This window comes from Micromonospora coriariae, from assembly GCF_900091455.1.
In the GTDB taxonomy this organism is placed as follows: Bacteria; Actinomycetota; Actinomycetes; order Mycobacteriales; family Micromonosporaceae; genus Micromonospora; species Micromonospora coriariae.
The window spans coordinates 4,722,286-4,742,049 of record NZ_LT607412.1; the positions used below are offsets into that span (position 1 = coordinate 4,722,286).

Here is a 19,764-nt window from a genome sequence, read left to right on the forward strand (position 1 = left end):
AGGTATCACGCACTCCGGTGCGGATGCCGCTCGCGACCGGGCCGGTCTCCCGTCACGGGAGACCGGCCGTCGATCGTGCGGTTACCGTTCGGCGGTTACTGGGTTCGCACCCACCCGAGGACGTGATTGTTGGACTCGTCCGGGTCGGGCGTGTTGCTGCGGATGTCGGTCGTGAACCCGAACTTGTTCAGGCACGCGTCGGTCATGAACGAGTAGGTGAGCTGGACGCTCTCGCCGCGCTTCAGGCCGCGGTACCCGCTGTTCTCCGCCGGGTCTCCTGGGGTGTCCAGCCAGTAGGGCGAGTCGTACGTGCCGTTCGGCAGGTCTATGCCGCCGCGCCACTCCAGGTGGAACCGCCCCGAGGTTTCGGTGCTGTGGTTGATGACGGTGAAGATCACCGACATTTTCCGGTACTTCCCCTCGCAGGGCCCGGACACCGGCGCCGCCAGCGGGGTGGCCACGGTCAGGCCCAGGTCAGCCGCACGCACCCGCGGCGGAAACCCCGTCGGCCCGCCGACCTGCGCGAACCACGAGCCGTTCCAGGCGAACGACCGATCCTGGCGCCGCTGGTCGTCCCGGGCCCGGGTGTCGGCGACGGTGGCCGTCACGCCACCCCGCGACCGCGCGGTGATCTTCACGATGGCCTGCGTCAACAAGTCGGTCGCGACGACCTGACCGAGGGTGATGATCGTCCCGTGGTCGTCCCGGTCGAATGCCATCACCTGCTCCGCCCCGTAACCGCAGCGCAACAGGGCGGCGGTCTCCGCCTCCGGGTCGTCGTCCAGGTTGGTCCGGAGCAGGTCGACGACGCCGACCCGGGCTCCGCTCACCTGCGCCGTCGGGCGTAGCGTGACCCGTCCGCTGGTGCAGTCGACCTCCGTCGAGCCGCTCCACGGCCACTTCGGTACGCCGACCGGCGCGGCGGTCAGCTGAGCGAGGCTGATGGAACGGTCGGGTGGCGCCGAGGTCGTCGGCGCGGCGGTCGGAGTCGGCGTCGGCGTCGGTGTCGGCGACGGGCTCGCTGCCGGCGTGCTCGGCCCCGCGGTCGCGCTCGCGGTGGCGTTCGCGCTCGCCCCGGTCGTGTCGGGCTGCCCGCGTCCGGTCCCCATGAACACCCCGAGCGGCAGAACGGTCGCGAGTCCCGCGGAGACGAGCACCGTCGTGACCCGCATTCTGCGTCGTTGGCTCACCGTGTCCCGCACCCCGCCCGGCGCCTGAACAACGGCACCCGGGTCCGACGTGAAGCTCGCGAACGCCCGGTCGACGAGTTGCTCGTCGTCGTACTCGCTCATCACAGGTCTCCTCTCAGTTGCTCGGCCAGCGCCGCACGTCCGCGGCTCAGCCATGACTTGACGGTTCCTTCGGCCACGCCCTCCTGGACGGCGATCTCGCCGACGGACAACTCGGCCATGTGGTGCAGCACCACCGCGCGTCGATGCCGGGGCGGCAGCGTGGCGAGCGCCCGGACCAACGCGACCCGGTCGGGGTCCGGTCCGGACACGACCACCTGGCGCTGTCCATGGAGGAAGGTGCGGGCCGTCCGCCGTACCCGGAACCGGCTTTTCGCGAGGTTCCACGCCACCCGGCGCACCCAGCTCGTGGGGTCGTCGTAGGCGCCGATCCTCTTCCACCGCACGAAGGCGCGGCAGAAGGCCTCCTGTACCAGGTCCTGCGCCTCAGCCAGGTCACCGATGTAGGCGTACAGCTGGAGGGTGAGGCCCTGGAACCTGGCGCGGTAGAACTCGTCGAAGTCGGACGGTTGGGTGCCGTCCGGTGTCAGGACCATCGGTGGGGCCACCATGACATCACGCGCCTCTCTTCCCCGTTTGCGGCTCTGCGCGGCCGTTGCACCACACACGCCGGGGTATCGACGTCGGTTGCAGACGTCGTCGGCTCACGTCAGGTACCGGACAGCTTCGGGTCTCGCGCGCGCGAAAAAAACGGAACGCCTTCCCGACGCAGCGCGTCGGGAAGGCGTTCGGCAGGTTTCGGTTTTTGTCGGAGGAGTGTCGGGGCGGGTGGTCAGGCCGGGTCGGCGGGTCTCGCGGAGTCGCTCGCCTGGGCGTGCCGTTCGAGCAGCCGCTGCCGGATCTCCTCCGGGGTGTACGCGCGCCGACGTCGTTCGGCCCGCGCGATCACCACACCGGTGGCCGCGACGCCGGCGAGGCCGGCCAACCCGAGGACCTTCCACCACCGCATTCGTTGCCGCATCGGCCTAGGCTAGACCCTCATGAGCATCAGCCTGGACGAGGCCGTCGAGTTGACCCGCACCGGCGACGTGTGGGTGTTCCGGGGTCGCAGCGTGCCGGACCGGGCGATCCAGATCACCACCAACAGTCCGGTCAACCATGTGGGCATGGCCGTGGTGCTGGACGACATGCCGCCGCTGATGTGGCACGCGGAGCTGGGCAGGTCGCTGCGGGATCTGTGGTCCGGCACCCACCAGCGTGGTGTGCAGCTGCACGACCTGCGGGACGCGGTCTGCGTCTGGGCCAACCGGTACGGGCAACGGGCCTGGTTGCGGCAGCTGGATCCACCGGCGGACGGGGAGATGGAACGGGCGGTGCTGCGTACGATCGCGCGGCTGGACGGCACCCCGTTCCCGTCCACCGCGCAGTTGGCCTGGCGGTGGGTGCGTGGTCGGGTGCCGGCGTTACCGCGACCCGGTCGGCCCGCGCCGCCGTCGGCCTCGTCGTCGGGTGGGTCGCCGGCCGCGCGGGACCGGGCGCTGGAGACGGCGTACTGCGCCGAGGTGGTGGCGGTGACCTACGAGGCGATGGGGCTGCTGCCCGCCGGCCGGCGTCCGAACTGGTACGACCCCGGGCGGTTCTGGAGTGGGGACGACCTGGGGCTGGCCGCCGACGCGCGGCTGGGTGCCGAGATCGAGGTCCACGTTCCGCCGCGCTGAGGTTTGACCTGCCCGGAGACCGGCAACTGCTGGGCCGTGAAAGCCTCCACCGATCTCGACGCGCTCACCGACTTCTTCGACAGGTACGGCGTCGCGTTGATCTCCGGCGACCTGCCGGCCATCGCCAACTGCTACGCCCTGCCCGGCCTGGTGGTGGCCGACACCTACAGCTTCTCGTTCAACTCGCCGGCCGCGGTGGCGCTGTCCTTCGTGGGCGCCGCACCCGACTACCAGGACCGGGAACTGGTGGCGGCGCACGCCCGGATCGAGGATGTGCAGCCGATGTCCGCGCTGCTGACCATGGTGGCGGTGGAGTGGGAGTTCCTGGACAGCCGGGGGCACGCGGTGCCGGGGGAGCGGTACAGCTACCTGCTGCGCACCACCGGTGAGGGGCCGCTCATCTCCACGGTTGTCCGGACGGCCTGACCAACCGGTGCGATCGAGCCGTTTTCCGCGCCGGGTCGGCTGGTCGGCCCGATCAGTACCCGCCCGGTTCCTGGTCTGGCCTGCGCTGGCTACGCTGGCGCGTCGGCGGGGACGAGGGGAGACCTGATGGCGGTGCGGCCGGACGGTGCGGAGGGTGTGCGGGCGGCCCGGGTGCTTGCGTCTGTGCCGTGGATCGTGGTGCTGCTCGGCGTCTGCGCGCTTGTGGTGTTGTTGGTGGTCGCGCTGCTGTCGTTCCGTACCCGGGAGCCGGAGCCCATGTCGCAGGCTGGCCCGCCGGTGTTCCTGCCGACCGCGCCGGCCACCGCGTCGGCCACGGCGACTCCGACGCCGACGTCGACCGGGGTGGAGCGACGTACGCCGTCGCCGCGGCCGTCGCGCGGCAGCCGGACGCCGTCGCCGCGGGTCAGCACCAGCTCGCCGGCTCCGGGCCGGACGTCCGCCCCGGCGGCGTCGGCGGTGCCGCTGGGTCCGGCGGAGGGGACGGTCAACGCCCGGTACCAGGTCGGAACGGACGGGTGGGACGGGGACGAGGCGGTGCTGTCGGTCACGAACGCGTCGGGTGGGGCGCTGGACTGGCGGGTGGAGTTGTCGTACGACGACGACGTGCGGGGGCTGCGGGTCAGCGGCGACTCGGGAGTTTCGGTGTCGGCGCGCGGGGACGGCGAGTTCGTGCTGCGCGGCACGCGTTCCCTGGCCCCGGGTGACAGCCGGACGCTGCGGCTGCGGCTCGGCTGGGACGACTCGGGGGAGCGGCCGGACCGGTGCACGGTCAACGGGGTCGACTGCCAGCTCGGTTGAGCTGGTGACCGGCCGGCGCCGTGCGGGTCCGCCGCCGGAGCTTCCGGGTCTGGCCGCCGGTGGCTACCCTGCCCGGACGGCCCGCTGAGGGAGGTACATGTCCGGCATGCGTCGCGCCCCGCGACCGTCCCGTGGTCCGGCCGCTGTCGCGTCGTCGCCCTGGATCGTGGTGTTCGCCGGCGTCGTGGTGATGGTGGTCCTGCTCTTCATGGCCCTGGGCGCGTACCGGGGACGTAGTCCGGCGCCGGACGACGTATCGGCGCCGCCGCCGGCGCTGCCGCAGGGTCCGGTCCCGCCCACCGTCTCGGCGCCGACGCCCTCGGGATCGTCGGCGCCGCCGTTGCGGCCCGGGTTGTCCCCGCGCGCGAGCGGGCTGTCCCCGAGCGCGCCGGCCGGGTCGCGACCGCCGACGGCCGGCCGACCGGACGGGCCGGCGTCGAGCAGTCCGGCGACGCGGCCAACCCAGGGCGCTCCCACGGTCAGTGGCCGGTACCGGGTCGTGCAGAGCTTCGACGGGGGTTTCATCGGCGAGGTGCTGATCGTCAACCGGGCCGCCGAGGACCGGGGTTGGACGGTGCGGTTGGACTTCGGCGGTGGGCGCCTGGTGACCGCCTGGGTGGAGGGCGTGCCACAGGGGACTGTGCGGCAGACCGATGGCGGCTTCACGTACGTCAGTGGGGTGGACGTGCCGGCCGGCGGGTCGGCGACGTTGCGGTTCCACCTGGAGCGGGCGTCGACGAGCCCGCAGGCGTGCACGGTCGACGGGGTGCGCTGCACCGGGTTGTGACCTGAGCGGTCGTCGGTGGACGCACGCCCGGTGAAGCGGGCTTCCGCAAGTCGTCTGCTCTGTTACGACTTTGTTTGCAAGGTATTGCAGATCGTTTCGGCAAGGGTTAGCGTGCGGCCAATCACGACCAGAGGAAGGCCGTCGATGAAACCCCCGCCGACACCGCGCACCGCCCTGCTCGCCCTCGCCTCCCTGCTCACCCTCACACTCGTCGGCAGCCCGGTCGCGGTGCGTCCCGCCGCCGCGGACCCCCGGCCGTCCGGCACCGACCCCCTCGCCATCGCCGGCGCCGTCCAGTGGCGCGGTGAGCCCACCGCCGAGGAGCTGCTGAAGGCGGGCACCGACACCGCCCGCGCCGAGCAGTTCTACTTCGTCCTGCCGGACCGGTTCGCCAACGGCGATCCCCGTAACGACCGGGGCGGCCTCGCCGGTGACCGGCTGCGTACCGGCCTCGACCCGACCGACAAGGGCTTCTACCACGGCGGCGACCTGAAGGGCGTCATCGACAAGCTGGACTACATCCAGGGGATGGGCACCACCGCAATCTGGCTCGCCCCGATCTTCAAGAACCGGCCGGTGCAGGGCGCCGGTGACGACATCTCGGCCGGCTACCACGGCTACTGGATCACCGACTTCACCCAGGTCGACCCGCACTTCGGCACGAACGAGGAGATGAAGCGGCTGGTCAAGCTCGCCCACCAGCGCGGCATCAAGATCTACCTCGATGTGATCGTCAACCACACGGCCGACGTCATCAAGTACGCCGAGAACAAGTACGCCTACGTGGACAAGGCGACCTCGCCGTACACCGACGCGCAGGGGCGGGCGTTCGAGGACCGCAACTACGCCGACGGCACCCGCGCATTCCCGCGGGTGAACCAGTCGTCGTTCCCGTACACCCCGACGTTCGCCGAGCCGAAGGACGCCACGGTCAAGGTCCCGGCCTGGTTGAACGACGCCACCATGTACCACAACCGGGGCGACTCCACGTTCGCCGGAGAGAACAGCGAGTACGGCGACTTCTTCGGCCTCGACGACCTGTGGACCGAACGCCCCGAGGTGGTCCAGGGTCTGACCAGGGCGTACGGGGACTGGATCGGCGCGACCGGCGTCGACGGCTTCCGGCTGGACACCGTCAAGCACGTCAACATGGACTTCTGGCCGCAGTTCAGCCAGGGCATCGAGCGGGCCGCCGAGAAGGCCGGCAAGAAGGACTTCTTCATGTTCGGCGAGGTGTACAGCGCCGACCCGGAGGTCAGCTCCAGCTACGTCCGGCAGGGCGGTCTGCCAGCCACCCTCGACTTCGCGTTCCAGGAGGCCGCGCGGGGCTACACCGCCGGCGCCGGCTCGGCGAAGGCGCTGGCCGACGTGTACGCCCGCGACGACCTCTACGCCGCCCGGGACACCGACGCGGGCCGGCTCACCACCTTCCTCGGCAACCACGACATGGGCCGGATCGGCTCGTTCATCGCCGGTGGAGGCACCGACTCGGCCAGCCACCTGCGCCGCGACCAGCTCGCGCACCAGCTGATGTTCCTCACCCGTGGCCAGCCGGTGATCTACTCCGGCGACGAGCAGGGCTTCACCGGCCCCGGCGGGGACAAGGACGCCCGGCAGGACATGTTCGCGTCGAAGGTCACCGACTACCTCGACGACGACCTGCTCGGCACGGACCGCACCCACGCCAGTGACCAGTTCGACCCCACCCACCCGCTGTACCGGACCATCGCCGAGCTGGGCAGGCTGCGCCAGGCGCACCCCGCGCTGCGCGACGGCGTGCAGGTCACCCGGTACGCCGCCGACGGCCCGGGAGTCTTCGCCGCCTCCCGGATCGCAGCCGCCGACCGCATCGAGTACGTGGTGGCCGTGAACAACGCCGACACCACGCAGACTGTCACCGTGGACACCTGGTCGGCCGGCGCCACCTTCACCGGCATCTACGGCTCGACCGGTGCCGCCGCCGCGGGCGCCGACGGCAAGCTGACCCTGACCGTGCCACCGCTGTCCGCGGTGGTGCACCGGGCCGGCACGCCCGTCCCGCAGCCCGCCGGCAAACCGACAATCACCATCACCGCTCCCGCGCCGGACGCGCCGGTGGCCACCCGAGCCGCGGTCACCGCCCAGGTGACCGGTGACCCGCTGGCCACCGTCACCATGGCGGCCCGGGTCGCCGGCGGTCGGTGGACCCTGCTGGGCAGCGCTGACCACGCGCCGTACACCGTGCGGCACGACCTCACCGGGCTGGCCGGTGGGACGCCCGTGGAGTACAAGGCGGTGGTCCGCGACGGGCGGGGCCGCACCGCGACCGCCCGGTCCGCCGCCATCGTGGGCACGCCGGAGCAGGGCGGGTCCCGGGAGTGGGCGGTGGTGCACTACCAGCGCCCCGCCGGCGGATACGACGACTGGGGCCTGTACGCATGGGGCGACATCGACCCGGCGTACGTCACCGAGTGGCCGAAGGGTCAGCCCTTCGCCGGGGAGGACTCCTACGGCCGGTTCGCCTGGGTGAAGCTCAAGCCGGGCGCGAAGTCGGTGAGCTTCCTGGTGGTCGACAAGAACGGCACCAAGGACGTCGCCCAGGACCGTAGCGTCGACGTCACGCAGACCGGCGAGGTCTGGCTCAAGCAGGGCGACCCGGCGATCTACCCGACCCGGCAGGCGGCCACCGGTCAACCGGACCCGCCTGTCGAGGAGGGCACCGCGGTGATCCACTACCGCCGGGCCGACGGCACCTACGACGGCTGGGGCCTGCACCTGTGGGACGGCGCGGCCAACCCGACCGAATGGTCCACGCCGCTCACGCCGACCTCCGTCGACACGTTCGGCGCGGTGTTCCGGGTGCCGCTGGCGGCCGGCGCCACCGGGCTGAACTACATCATCCACCACGGCGACACGAAGGACCTGCCGGACGACCAGCGGCTCGACTTCGCCAGCGCCGGCCGGGAGGTGTGGCTGCTCGCCGCCACCCCGGGCCGGCTGCTGCCCTCGACCGTGACCGGCGCCGGCCGGGACACCGACATCGCCAAGCAGAAGGCGCACTGGATCGACAGGTCCACCGTCGCGTGGCAGACCGGCCCGACCGACGGCAGGACGTACGCGCTGGTCACCGCGCCGGCCGGCGGGGTGAGCGTGGTCGACGGGGAGCTGACCGGGACGTACACCACCCTGCCGCTGCGGGCGCAACGCAACGGGCTGACCGAGGCCCAGCGCGCCGCGTTCCCGCACCTGTGGTCGTACCGCGGCTTCACCCTCGACCGGGGTGACCTGGCCCGGGTGCCGGCGGCGCTGCGTGGACAGCTGCTGGTCACCGAGCGCGACGCCGAGGGGGCCCTGCTCGCCGCCACCGGCGTGCAGATCCCCGGTGTACTCGACGACGTGTACGCCCGGGCCACCGACGCCACCCTCGGGCCGACGTTCGCCGGTCGGACGCCGAGCCTGGCGCTCTGGGCGCCGACCGCCCGGACGGTGGCGCTGCAACTGTTCGACTCGCCCACCGCGCAGCCGAGGACGGTGTCGATGCGCCGGGACGACCGCACCGGGGTCTGGTCGGTGCGCGGTAGCCACGCCTGGACCGGGAAGTACTACCGGTACCAGGTGCAGGCGTGGCAGCCGGCGGCGCAGCGGATGGTCACCGCCTCGGTGACCGACCCGTACTCGGTGGCCCTGTCGGCGGATTCGACGCACAGTCAGCTGGTCGACCTGAACGACCCGGCGCTGGCCCCGGCGGGCTGGCGGACGCTGCGCAAGCCGGCCGCGGTGCCGGCGGCGCAGGCGCAGGTCTCCGAGCTGTCGGTGCGCGACTTCTCCATCGCCGACGACAGCGTGCCGGCCGAGCGGCGGGGCACCTTCCTCGCCTTCACCGACCCGAAGACCGCCGGCATGACCCACCTGAAGGCGCTCGGCGACGCCGGGGTCACCCACCTGCACCTGCTACCGGCGTTCGACTTCGCGACCATCCTGGAGAAGCGGGCCGACCAGCGCCAGCCGGCCTGTGACCTGGCGGCCCTGCCGCCGGACTCCGCGGAGCAGCAGAAGTGCGTGGCGGCGGTCGCCGAGGCCGACGGCTACAACTGGGGCTACGACCCGCTGCACTACACGGTGCCGGAGGGCGGCTACGCGGTCGACCCGGCCGGCGCGGCGCGGACCGCCGAGTTCCGCCGGATGGTGGCCGGGGTGAACGGCGCCGGCCTGCGGGTGGTCATGGACGTGGTCTACAACCACACGTCGGCGGCCGGCACCGACGCGAAGTCGGTGCTCGACCAGGTGGTGCCCGGCTACTACCAGCGGCTGCTGGACGACGGCACGGTGGCCAACTCCACCTGCTGCGCCAACACCGCCCCCGAGCACGCCATGATGGGCAAGCTGGTGGTCGACTCGCTGGTCACCTGGGCCAGGCAGTACAAGGTGGACGGCTTCCGGTTCGACCTGATGGGCCACCACCCGAAGGCGAACATCCTGGCCGTACGCAGGGCGCTGGACCGGCTGACCGTCGCCCGCGACGGCGTGGACGGCCGGTCGATCCTGGTCTACGGCGAGGGCTGGAACTTCGGCGAGGTCGCCAACGACGCCCGGTTCGTGCAGGCCACCCAGGCCAACATGGCCGGCACCGGTATCGGCACCTTCAACGACCGACTGCGCGACGCGGTGCGCGGCGGCGGACCGTTCGACGCCAACCCTCGGGCGCAGGGCTTCGCCTCCGGGCTCTACACCGACCCGAACGGCGATCCGGTCAACGGGTCACCGGCCGAGCAGAAGGCCCGGCTGCTGCACGCCCACGACCTGATCAGGGTGGGACTCACCGGCAACCTGCGCGGGTACCGGTTCACCGACTCCGCCGGGCGGCAGGTCACCGGCGCGCAGGTGGACTACAACGGCTCGCCGGCCGGCTACACCGCCGCGCCCGGCGAGGCGGTCACCTACGTCGACGCGCACGACAACGAGATCCTGTACGACGCGCTGGCGTACAAGCTGCCGCAGGCCACCGCCGCGCCGGACCGCGCCCGGATGCAGGTGCTGGCGCTGGGCACTGTGGTGCTGGGCCAGGGCACCGGCTTCGTCACCGCCGGCACCGAGCGGCTGCGGTCGAAGTCGCTGGACCGCAACTCGTACAACTCCGGTGACTGGTTCAACCAGATCCGCTGGGGCTGCGCCAACGGCAACGGGTTCGGCGCCGGCCTGCCGCCGGCGCAGGACAACGAGGACAAGTGGCCGTACGCGAAGCCGCTGCTGGCCGACCCCGCGCTGGTGCCGGACTGCGCGGCGATCAACACCACCGACGCCCGGTACGCCGAGCTGCTGCGCATCCGGGCGTCCTCGCCGGTGTTCGGGCTGAGCACCGCCGAGCAGGTGCAGCAGCGGGTGGCGTTCCCGCTGTCCGGGGAGCGGGAGACCCCGGGCGTGCTGACGATGACCCTGGACGCCCGTGGGCTGGGCGGTACGTGGAAGTCGATCACCGTCGTCTTCAACAGCACGCCGACGGCGGCGAAGCAGACGCTGACCGGTCTGCGTGGCGCGGACGTGGCCCTGCACCCGGTGTTGGTGAACTCGGCCGACCCGGTGCTGCGTACGGCCTCGTTCGACCGGGCGTCCGGCACGTTCACGGTGCCGGCACGCAGCGTGGCGGTCTTCGTGCAGAGGTAACCGGTCCGGGCGTGAACCGGCCCCCTTCCGCGTGTTGCGGAAGGGGGCCGGCCCGGTGCTGGCCGTCGTGCCGCCGTCATCGGCCGCACGTCACCCTCAGGGTGATCAGGCGAAGCAGTTCTCGATGGTGCCGCCCGGGATGGCCAGGCAGTTCGTCGGACGGTTCGCGGTGATGGCGGACTTGTCGTCCACGTTCACGTCTCCGAAGAAGGTGAACACACCGCCCGGAGCGAAGGTGGAGAAGTTGTGGGCGACCTTCGTCTTCGACAGGTTGACCTCGCCGAAGATGTTGAAGATGCCGCCGCCGACCCCGAACGGGCCGATGGCCCGGTTCCCGACGACCTCGCTGTCGCGCAGCGTGGTGACGCTGAGCGTGTTGAAGACACCGCCGCCGAAGAAGCCGGCGGTGTTGTCCTTGATGGAGCTCTTCTCGACGGTCACCGCGCTGTCGAAGGCGATGGCCAGGCCACCACCGACGCCGACGGTGCTGTTCTTCTCCACCGAGACCTTGTGCAGGTTCAGCTGGCTGTCCGCCGCGGCGATGCCACCACCTGCGAGGAACGCGGTGTTCGAGACGAACTTGGTCTCGTACGCTGTGGTGTTGCCCTCGATGTCGAGGAGGCCACCGCCGAAGCCCAGCGTCTCGTTGTCGCTGATCTCGGTCTTCTTCAGCTCGACGGTCCCGCCGTCGACGTCATCGGTGAAGATCCTCGCGGCGCCGTTCGAGATACCGCCACCGCCGATGATGGCGGTGTTGTCCTTGATCTTCGACTCCTCGACCTTGAGCAGGCCGGCGTTGAAGACGCCGCCACCGAAGAAGAAGGCGGTGTTGCGGGTGATTGTGCTGTGCCAGATCTTCGTGGTACCGAAGTTGGCCACGCCACCGCCGTTCCCGCCCGACTGGTTGAGGACGACCTCGGACTCCAGGATGTCGGCTGAGCCGCCCGGCTGGACCAGGATGCCGGCGCCGTCGCTGAAGCCCGGGTGCTCGACGAGCGGCGTGACGACCCCGTCCTGAGCGGTCGGCGCGGCCTTGGGCGTGGCCTTCGGCGCGGCCTTCAGGGCCGCCTTCGGGTTGGCCTGTCGCGTGGTGAGCGCCTGGTTCAGCGGTACGCCGGCCTTCACCTGCGCGGCGATCGCCTCGGAGTCCGAGTAGGCCCCCCAGACCTCCGCCGGCTGGACGGGCAGGTACCGCTCGAGGGTCTGACCGCCCTTGATGGTCAGGCCCTTCACCGTGAGGTGCCCACCGCTGCCGACGTTGAGGATCCGGAAGTAGTCGGCGGTGGCGTCCCGGCTGATCGTCGTGTGGTCACCCTTCAGCGTGATCCGCTCGGTGATGATCGGCAGGCCGTTGCCGTAGTAGTCGTTGCGGGTCAGGTTGTAGGTGCAGCCCTTGGCCAGTTCCAGCACACCGCCGTGCTTGTTGTTGGCGAACGTGATCGCCTGAATCAGCTTGTCGGTGTCGCAGGGCACCTCCTTCCCGCGCTCGTGGTCCTTGTCCTTGTCCCGGTCCTTGTCCCGGTCCTTGTCCTTGTCCCACTCGCGACCCTCGTCACCGCGCTGGTCGCCGTCCTTGCTGACCTGTGCGGTGTTCCAGTTCAGGCTGCCGACCGCGCCGGCGCTGCCCGCGACGCCCACCGCCGCGAGACTGATCACGCCCGTCAATCCGGCTACGCCACTGGCGAGCCAGAGCTTGCGGCGGCGCTTGGCCGTCGCCTGCCCGGAGGCTTCGTTGTTCGTTAGGTAGTTGGACATCGGAGCTCTCTGCCCTCTCCTCGTACCAGACAGGGTCGCCGCCCTCAGGCGGGCGTCCCCTGCTACAAATCGGTTGTAGCTCCCAAAACCACCGTATGAGAAGGATCCTCGCCTCGCGGGCTTATCCGAAAGAAGCCCACATTCGGTTCGTGTTCGCCGTGGGCGGCCCGGACACCCCGGTCGGGCACAGGCTCACCCAAGGCGATCGTCGGCCCCTGTGACCTGCCCAAACAGGTACGCCCCTCCGCCGCCGTCACCGGCTCGGAGGGGCGCACCCTCTATGTGGATCAGCCCCACCGATCAGGCGAAGCAGTCCGGAACGTTGAAGCAGTTGGTGGGGCGGTTGGCGGTGACGGCGGACTTGTCGTCCAGCGTCACGGTGCTGCCGAGGTTGTTGAAGATGCCCCCGGGCGGGAGGGTGGCGAAGTTGTGCGCCACCTTCGTCCGGTGGAGCGTGACCTCGCCCCTGTCGGTGTTGAAGATGCCGCCGGCACGGGCGAACGGACCGACGGCCCGGTTGCCCACCACCTCGCTGTCGCGCAACGTGGTGACGCTGTCCTCGTTGAAGAGGCCGGCGCCGAAGAACCCTGCCGTGTTGTCCTTGATCCAGCTGTTCTCCACAGTCGCGGCGCTGTCGAAGGCCACCGCCAGGCCACCACCCACGCCGGCGGTGCTGTTCCCGGCCACCGTGGCGTGCTTGAGGGTGAGCTGGCTGTCGGCCACCGCGACGCCGCCACCGGCGAGCAGCGCGGTGTTGTCGCTGACCTTCGTCTCGTGCAGGGTCGTGGTGCCCTCGACGTCCAGGACGCCGCCGCCGAAGCCGAGCGTCCGGTTGTTGGCGACCTCGCTCTTGTAGACCCAGACCGAGCCGCCGTCGACGTCGTCGGTGAAGATCCTCGCAGCGCCGTTGGCGATGCCGCCACCACCGATGATGGCGTTGTTGTCCTTGATCTTCGACTCGTTGACCTCGAGTACGCCGGCGTTGAAGACGCCGCCGCCGAAGAAGAAGGCGGTGTTGTGCGCCACGGTGGTCTTGATGAGCCGGGCGGTGCCGAAGTTCGCCAGCCCGCCGCCGTTGCCGCCGGACTGGTTGTACAGCAGCTCGCTGTCCAGGATGTCCGCCCGGCCGCCGGGCTGCACCAGCACCCCGGCACCGTCGTTGAACCCGGGCTCCTCCACCAGCGGTACCGCCGCGGGCCCAGCCGTCGCCGGCTTCGCCGCCGCGGCGGCGGGGTCGGAGCTCGCCGCTGCGGGCTTGGCCGCTGCAGGCTTCGCCGCCGCGGCTGCCGGCTTGGCTGCCGGAGCTGCGGGTTTGGCCGCCGGGGCCGCCGACTTGGCCACCGTGGGCTTGGTCGCTGCCGGTTCGGCCACGGCGCCCGGCTTCGGCGTCGCCGTCGTGGCAGGCTTGGCCGCCGAGGTCGTCCGGACCGACGGCGAGTACGGCGCCCAGACCGCCGCCGGGTCCATGGTCATCGCCCGCTGGAGGGTCTGGCCGCCCTTGATGCTCAGGCCCTTGAGGGTGAGGTGCCCGCCGGGGCCCACGTTGAGGATCCGGAAGTGATCGGCGGTGGCGTCGCGGCCGATGGTGGTGTGCTCGCCCTTGAGCGTGATCCGCTCGGTGATGATCGGCAGGCCGTTGCCGTAGTAGTCGTTGCGCGTGAGGTTGTAGGTGCAGCCCTTGGCCAGCTCCAGCACGCCGCCGTGCTTGTTGTTGGCGAACGTGATGGCCTGGATCAGCTTGTCGGTGTCACAGGGGACCTGCTTGGTGCGGTCCTTGGCGTCGTGCTTGTCGTCCTTGCCCGACGCGTCGTCGAAGCCGCTCCAGTCGCCGCCGCTCCACTCGTCGCCCGGGTCCTGGCCGCTGTTCTCCTTGGCGTTGTCGCCCGCGCCACCGTCGTCGCTGACGTTCTGCCGGTTGGTTGACGGCTGCGCGTCGGACACCTGGTTCGAGTTGGGCTTGTCGTCCCGGGCGGCCAGGCCGCCGAGGGCCGCCAGCCCGACCACGCCGGTCAGCCCGGCCACGCCGGCGACCCAGAGAGCCCGCCGTCGTCGTGTCGGCGGAGCCGTCGAGGCCCCGCCGTCGGTACTCGTTACGTCGTTGGACATCAGAGCCTTCCGCCCTTTCCTGCTACCAGACGGGATCGCACCGCCCAAGGCGCGCGACCAGCTACAAATCGGTTGCAGCCTCTGATCCCCACCGTATGAGAACCATCCTCGCGATGCGGACTTATCCGAGAAAAGCCCGCATTCACCTCAGGTTAGGGCAGGTGCCGGCGAACTGGGCCGGGGCGGCAGGAAGGGGCGCGACCAGCACAAACACCGACGGACCCCGCCGCCGGACGCGCGGACGTCGAAACGTCGCGCCCCGGCGGCGGGGTCCGTCGCGGGTCGTGCCGGTGCTGCCGGTCAGCCGGGCAGGCGCGGCCCTGCCTCGCGCTGCTCGGCCAGCCAGGTCTCCACCTCGTCGGAGGTGCGCGGCAGGCCGGCCGACAGGTTCACCGCGCCGGTCGCGGTGACCAGCACGTCGTCCTCGATCCGCACGCCGACGCCACGCAGCTCGGCGGGGACCAGCTCGTCCTCCGGCTGGAAGTACAGCCCCGGCTCGACGGTGAGCACGTAGCCCTCGCCCAGCGTGCCGTCGCGGTACGTCTCCTTGCGGGCGTTCGAGCAGTCGTGCACGTCGATGCCGAGCATGTGGCCGAAGCCGTGCAGCGTCCACCGCCGGTAGACCGAGGACTTCTCGTCCATCGCCTCGTCCACGCTCACCGGCAGCAGGCCCAGCTCCGACAGGCCCTCCGCGAGCACCCGCATGCAGGTCAGGTGGACATCCTTGAACTTCACCCCGGGCCGGATGGCCTCGATGCCGGCCTGCTGCGAGGCGTACACGATGTCGTAGACCTGGCGTTGCAGGGCGGTGAACCGGCCGCTCACCGGCAGCACCCGGGTCACGTCGGCGGTGTAGAGGTTGCGGCCCTCGACACCCATGTCCATCAGCAGAAGCTCGCCCGGCCGGGTCGCGCCGTGGTTGTGCACCCAGTGCAGGATCGTGGCGTGCTCGCCGGCGCCGACGATGGAGCCGTACCCGACGTCGTTGCCGTCGTGCCGGGCCCGCAGCGCGAAGATCCCCTCAAGGAGCCGCTCGGAAACGGCGCGGTCGGCCGGCAGGATCCGGGCCACGTCCTCGAAGCCGCGCACAGTGGCGTCGATCGCGTCCTGGAGCTGACCGATCTCCCACTCGTCCTTGACGAGCTTCTGCTCCGAGATGGCGATCGCCAGCTCCCGGTCGCGGGGCGGCTGCCCCTCGGCACGGACCCCGTCGTACGGGCGGACCGCCGCGTCCACCTGGGCGTCGAACCCGCGCAGCACCCGGGTCCGCCCCGGCGGCAGGTCGGCCAGCGTCGCCTCCAGGCCGGTCAGGTCGGCGGTGGGCAGGCCCAGCTCGGTGGACTTCTCGCTGAGCGTGTGTCGCCGGCCCACCCACAGCTCGCCGTGCCGGCTGCGGAAGAACTCGTCGGTCTCCCGGGACGAGCGCGGCCGCATGAACAGCGTGGCGTCGTGCCCGGAGCCGTTCGGGCGCAGCACCAGCACGCTGTCCGGGTCGTGGTCGCCGGTCAGGTAGGCGAAGTCACTGCCCGGCCGGAACGGGTAGGCGGTGTCGTTGGCCCGGACCTTCTCGGGGCCGGTCGGGATCACCAGCGTCTCGCCGGGGAAGGCCGCCGAGAGCGCAGCCCGCCGCTTGGCGTAGTTGGGGGCCTCCGGCCGGGGCGCCACCGGGAGCGCGCTGTCCCGCCAGCCCTGCCGCATGAAGGACAGGAACGCCTCCGGGAAGTCCGGATCGTGCGATTCCGTACCGTCCGTCGGCGTACCGTCGGTGCGTCCCTCGGTCATTGCGCGCTCCCTCCGTGTCATTGCTGGTCCCGACGGTACCGCGCGCCCGGTTCGCGGTGGCGCCGGCCGGAGCGCTCCGGATCGACGGACGGCTGCGACGGGCCCCCGGCGCGCGTGGGAAGATGACCACCATGTGCGGACTCCTGGCCTTCTTCAGCGCGAACGGCAACGCCGCCGCGCACCGCGACCACATCGCCGGAGCGTTGGAATGCCTGCACCACCGCGGCCCCGACGAGACAGGGGTCGAGGTGGTCGGCGACGCCTCCGGGCGGTACGCGGACGGAGTGTTCGCCCACAAGCGGCTCGCCATCATCGACGTCGCGTCGAGCCACGAGCCGTTGCCCTACGCGAACGGTCGTTACCTGCTCACCTTCAACGGTGAGATCTACAACTACATCGAGCTGCGCGACGAGCTGGTCCGGAACTTCGGCGCCCAGTTCGCCACCGCCGGCGACGGCGAGGTGATCGTCGCCGGCTACCACTTCTGGGGTGAGCAGGTGCTCACCCGGTTGCGCGGCATGTTCGCCTTCGTCATCTGGGACCGGCAGGAGCGGCTCGCGTTCGGTGCCCGCGACTACTTCGGCATCAAGCCGATGCACTACCTGGAGACCGCCGACGGGCTCTACCTGGCCTCGGAGAAGAAGGCGCTGCTGCCGTTCGCGCACAGCAGCTACCAGGGCGACGCGGGTGTCGACGCGGCCAACCTCAGTCACTACCTGACCCTGCAGTACGTCCCCGAGCCCGGCACCCTGCACAAGGGCATCAACCGGATCGGCTCCGGGGAGTACCTGACCTGGACCCCGGGTGGGCGGATCGACGTACGCCGCTGGTACCGGCCGGTGTTCCGGCCGGCGGCGGTCGACGACGAGCAGAAGCTGTACCACGAGATCCGGGAGACGTTGCGGGAGAGCGTGCGCATGCACATGCGCTCCGACGTGCCGGTCGGCTCGTTCCTGTCCAGCGGCATCGACTCCACAGCGGTGGTCGCGCTGGCGCGGGAGTTCAACCCGAACATCCTCACCTTCACAGTCGGCTACGACGTGCCGGGCTACTCGGAGATCGACGTCGCCCAGGATTCGGCCCGGCACCTGGACGTCACCACGATCCCCACCAAGATCGGTCCGCAGGACATGATCGACGCGCTGCCGAAGATCGTCTGGCACCTGGACGATCCGGTGGCCGACCCGGCGCTGGTGCCGCTCTACTTCGTGGCGAAGAAGGCCGCCGAGCACGTCACTGTGGTGCTGTCCGGTGAGGGGGCCGACGAGTTCTTCGGCGGCTACACCATCTACCGGGAGCCCCTGTCGCTGAGCGGCGTGAACGGCCTGCCCGGCGGGGTGCAGAAGGGGCTGCGCGCGGTCTCCAAGGCGATCCCGCAGGGGGTCAAGGGCAAGAGCTTCCTGGAGCGGGGCACCACCCCGATCGAGGAGCGCTACTACGGCAACGCCCGGATGTTCACCGAGGAGGAGAAGCAGCAGCTGCTGCGCCGCTACGACCCCTCGGTGCGCTACACCGACGTGACCGCCCCGATCTACGCCGAGTGCACCGAGCTGGACGACGTCACCAAGATGCAGTACGTCGACCTCTACACCTGGCTGCGCGGAGACATCCTGGTCAAGGCCGACCGGATCTCGATGGCCCACTCGCTGGAGGTGCGGGTGCCGTTCCTCGACCGCGCGGTGTTCGACGTCGCGGCGAAGATCCCGGTGGACCTCAAGCTGCCGCCGCGCTCGGACGCCACGAAGTACGCGATGCGCCAGGCGTTGCAGGGCGTCGTCCCGCCGGCCATCGTCAACCGCAAGAAGCTGGGTTTCCCGACCCCCACCCGGGTCTGGCTGCGCGGCGAGATGTACGAGTGGGCCCGGCACGTGCTGAGCACCTCGGGTGCCGGCGACCTGCTCGACCTGTCGTACGCGCTGCGGCTGCTCGACGAGCACAAGCGGGAGGAGGCCGACCACTCCCGCAAGGTGTGGACGGTGCTGATCTTCTGCATCTGGCACGCCATCTTCGTGGCCAAGACCCTCGACCCCGGCATCCAGCGCAACCAGTCCGCCCTGCTCACCAAGCCCGTCGTCGGCTCCATGGTCCGCTGACCGGTAAGGAAGGGCCCCCTGTTATCGCATTCCGCATAGCAGGGGGCCCTTCCTAACGCCCGGTTCTCCGGTCCGCGCCAGCGGCCCGGGTCCGCTGGGTCAGCGGCGGGCGCAGGTGACCGTGGGCAGAGTGTTGGTGCCTGTGGTGCTGCCCAGGAAGCCGAAGGTCGTGGTGCCCTCCGGTGCGACCGTGCCGTTGTGTGCGACGTTGGTGGCCGTCACCGAGGCGCCGGACGAGGTCTGGGTGGCGTTCCAGATCTGACTGATCGACTGCCCGCTGGGCCAGGTCCAGCTCGCGGTCCAGCCGTTGAACGGCGTACTGCCGTGATTCATGATCATGACTTCGCCCTGGAAGCCGCCCTGCCACGCGCTGACGACCTTGTAGACCGCCATGCAGTCACCACCGCTCGGCGGCGGCGTGGTCGGGTTCGGCGGGGGAGTCGTCGGGTTCGGCGGCGGGGTGGTCGGGTTCGGCGGGGGAGTCGTCGGGTTCGGCGGCGGCGTGCCGCCCGGACCCACGCCGGTCACCTGGCCGTTGCCGCCGTCGAAGGTCACGTCGGAGCAGCCGAAGAAGTTCTCCTGCGAATCCGAGCGCACCCAGCGGGAGTAGATGATGTGCCGGCCGCTCTTGCCCGACGGCAGGTTTCCGCTGAAGTAGTAGTGCCCCTCGTTGGTGCCGACCCCGCCGCGCTGCGGCGGGTTGGTCACCGTCAGGAACGGCTGCTCCTCCAGGTCGCCCCACGCCAGCGCCCGGGTCGGGCTCCAACTGTTCTTGGTCACGTAGAAGTAGAACGTGCCCGGGTGGTGCGCCCAGTTGCTGTACCGGAAGTCCAACCGGGCACCGGCGGTCAGGTGGGTCAACGGCCAGTCGGTACGGGGCAGGTCGTAGCCGCGGTAGCCCGGGTTGCCGCCGCTGCACAGCTGCCCGTCCGGAATGAAGCCGACCGTCCGGCCGCCCGCGTCCGAGCGCAGCACGCTGAACCAGTTGTAGAGCGAGTTCGCGCCGCTCTGCGCCACGGCGGCGGAGCACGCGGGGTTGTTCGGCCTGATCTCGCCGGTCTGGCTCAGGCCGTCCTGCCAGCACAGGAACGTACGGCTGCCGGGGGTCATCGCGGCGCCGTGCGCGGCGGCCGGCTCCGGGCTGGACGCCAGGGCGACGGCGCCAAGGGTGAGGGTCACGGCCGCGGTGAGCAACGCGGCCGTACGGGAACGGTTCACGGGTTCTCCTGACTCGCGGGGCGCGCCGCCCGAGCCGCCCCGCCGCAATCGGGTGGGATGTGGCCTTGTCGCCCCGCTGCAAGGAGCGGAAGCGATGATCACGGTCAGTGCCCCGGCGGGAATCGGCCGGTGGACACGTGCCGTCAACGGTCCCTGTCGTGGACCGGCGCCCTCGCGTCGAACGAACCCGGCAACCGGCGGCGCGGCAGCCCTCGCACCGCCCGGTACGC

General features: G+C 71.0%; 13 protein-coding genes. 6 read left to right on the top strand and 7 right to left on the bottom strand.

Going from position 1 to position 19,764, the window contains the following annotated elements; all coding sequences use genetic code 11:
* Positions 1-95: 95 nt before the first annotated feature.
* The 3 genes from GA0070607_RS22070 to GA0070607_RS22080 form a co-directional block, all read right to left on the bottom strand.
* The gene (locus tag GA0070607_RS22070; protein WP_089019897.1) at positions 96-1,292 is read right to left on the bottom strand and encodes a hypothetical protein; all 1,197 of its coding nucleotides are present in this window, start codon (positions 1,290-1,292) and stop codon (positions 96-98) included.
* Entirely contained in the window at positions 1,292-1,786 is a 495-nt protein-coding gene (locus GA0070607_RS22075) for a SigE family RNA polymerase sigma factor (protein WP_231930134.1), read from the bottom strand. The genes GA0070607_RS22070 and GA0070607_RS22075 overlap by 1 nt, the downstream gene beginning before the upstream one ends.
* A gap of 236 nt (positions 1,787-2,022) precedes the next feature.
* Entirely contained in the window at positions 2,023-2,211 is a 189-nt protein-coding gene (locus tag GA0070607_RS22080) for a hypothetical protein (RefSeq protein WP_089019899.1), read from the bottom strand.
* A 19-nt stretch (positions 2,212-2,230) separates the two neighbouring features.
* Here GA0070607_RS22080 and GA0070607_RS22085 point away from each other — a divergent pair, with 19 nt between their 5' ends.
* The 5 genes from GA0070607_RS22085 to pulA all read left to right on the top strand — a co-directional run bounded on the left by GA0070607_RS22085 (position 2,231) and on the right by pulA (position 10,580).
* A complete protein-coding gene (locus GA0070607_RS22085) occupies positions 2,231-2,908 on the top strand; it encodes a hypothetical protein (protein ID WP_089019900.1) in 678 nt (225 codons plus the stop codon).
* Positions 2,909-2,944: 36 nt separating this feature from the next.
* Complete coding sequence (locus tag GA0070607_RS22090; protein ID WP_089022014.1) at positions 2,945-3,334, top strand: hypothetical protein; 390 nt, start codon at positions 2,945-2,947, stop codon at positions 3,332-3,334.
* 126 nt (positions 3,335-3,460) lie between these two features.
* Entirely contained in the window at positions 3,461-4,153 is a 693-nt protein-coding gene (locus tag GA0070607_RS22095; protein WP_089019901.1) for a hypothetical protein, read from the top strand.
* A 97-nt stretch (positions 4,154-4,250) separates the two neighbouring features.
* Positions 4,251-4,940 carry a cellulose binding domain-containing protein gene (locus tag GA0070607_RS22100; protein WP_231930136.1) on the top strand — a complete coding sequence of 230 codons (690 nt, stop codon included), beginning with the start codon at positions 4,251-4,253 and terminating at the stop codon, positions 4,938-4,940.
* Positions 4,941-5,084: 144 nt separating this feature from the next.
* On the top strand, positions 5,085-10,580 hold the full coding sequence (gene pulA, locus GA0070607_RS22105; RefSeq protein ID WP_089019902.1) for a pullulanase-type alpha-1,6-glucosidase: 5,496 nt from the start codon (positions 5,085-5,087) through the stop codon (positions 10,578-10,580).
* A 105-nt stretch (positions 10,581-10,685) separates the two neighbouring features.
* Here pulA and GA0070607_RS22110 read toward each other — a convergent pair whose 3' ends face one another.
* The 3 genes from GA0070607_RS22110 to GA0070607_RS22120 all read right to left on the bottom strand — a co-directional run bounded on the left by GA0070607_RS22110 (position 10,686) and on the right by GA0070607_RS22120 (position 16,223).
* Positions 10,686-12,335 carry a hypothetical protein gene (locus tag GA0070607_RS22110; RefSeq protein WP_089019903.1) on the bottom strand — a complete coding sequence of 550 codons (1,650 nt, stop codon included), beginning with the start codon at positions 12,333-12,335 and terminating at the stop codon, positions 10,686-10,688.
* Between the two features lie 300 nt (positions 12,336-12,635).
* The gene (locus tag GA0070607_RS22115) at positions 12,636-14,441 is read right to left on the bottom strand and encodes a hypothetical protein (RefSeq protein ID WP_089019904.1); all 1,806 of its coding nucleotides are present in this window, start codon (positions 14,439-14,441) and stop codon (positions 12,636-12,638) included.
* A 300-nt stretch (positions 14,442-14,741) separates the two neighbouring features.
* Entirely contained in the window at positions 14,742-16,223 is a 1,482-nt protein-coding gene (locus GA0070607_RS22120; RefSeq protein ID WP_089019905.1) for an aminopeptidase P family protein, read from the bottom strand.
* A 131-nt stretch (positions 16,224-16,354) separates the two neighbouring features.
* Here GA0070607_RS22120 and asnB point away from each other — a divergent pair, with 131 nt between their 5' ends.
* Complete coding sequence (gene asnB / locus GA0070607_RS22125) at positions 16,355-18,316, top strand: asparagine synthase (glutamine-hydrolyzing) (protein WP_089022016.1); 1,962 nt, start codon at positions 16,355-16,357, stop codon at positions 18,314-18,316.
* 99 nt (positions 18,317-18,415) lie between these two features.
* Here asnB and GA0070607_RS22130 read toward each other — a convergent pair whose 3' ends face one another.
* On the bottom strand, positions 18,416-19,534 hold the full coding sequence (locus GA0070607_RS22130) for a lytic polysaccharide monooxygenase (RefSeq protein WP_089019906.1): 1,119 nt from the start codon (positions 19,532-19,534) through the stop codon (positions 18,416-18,418).
* Between the last annotated feature and the right edge of the window lie 230 nt (positions 19,535-19,764).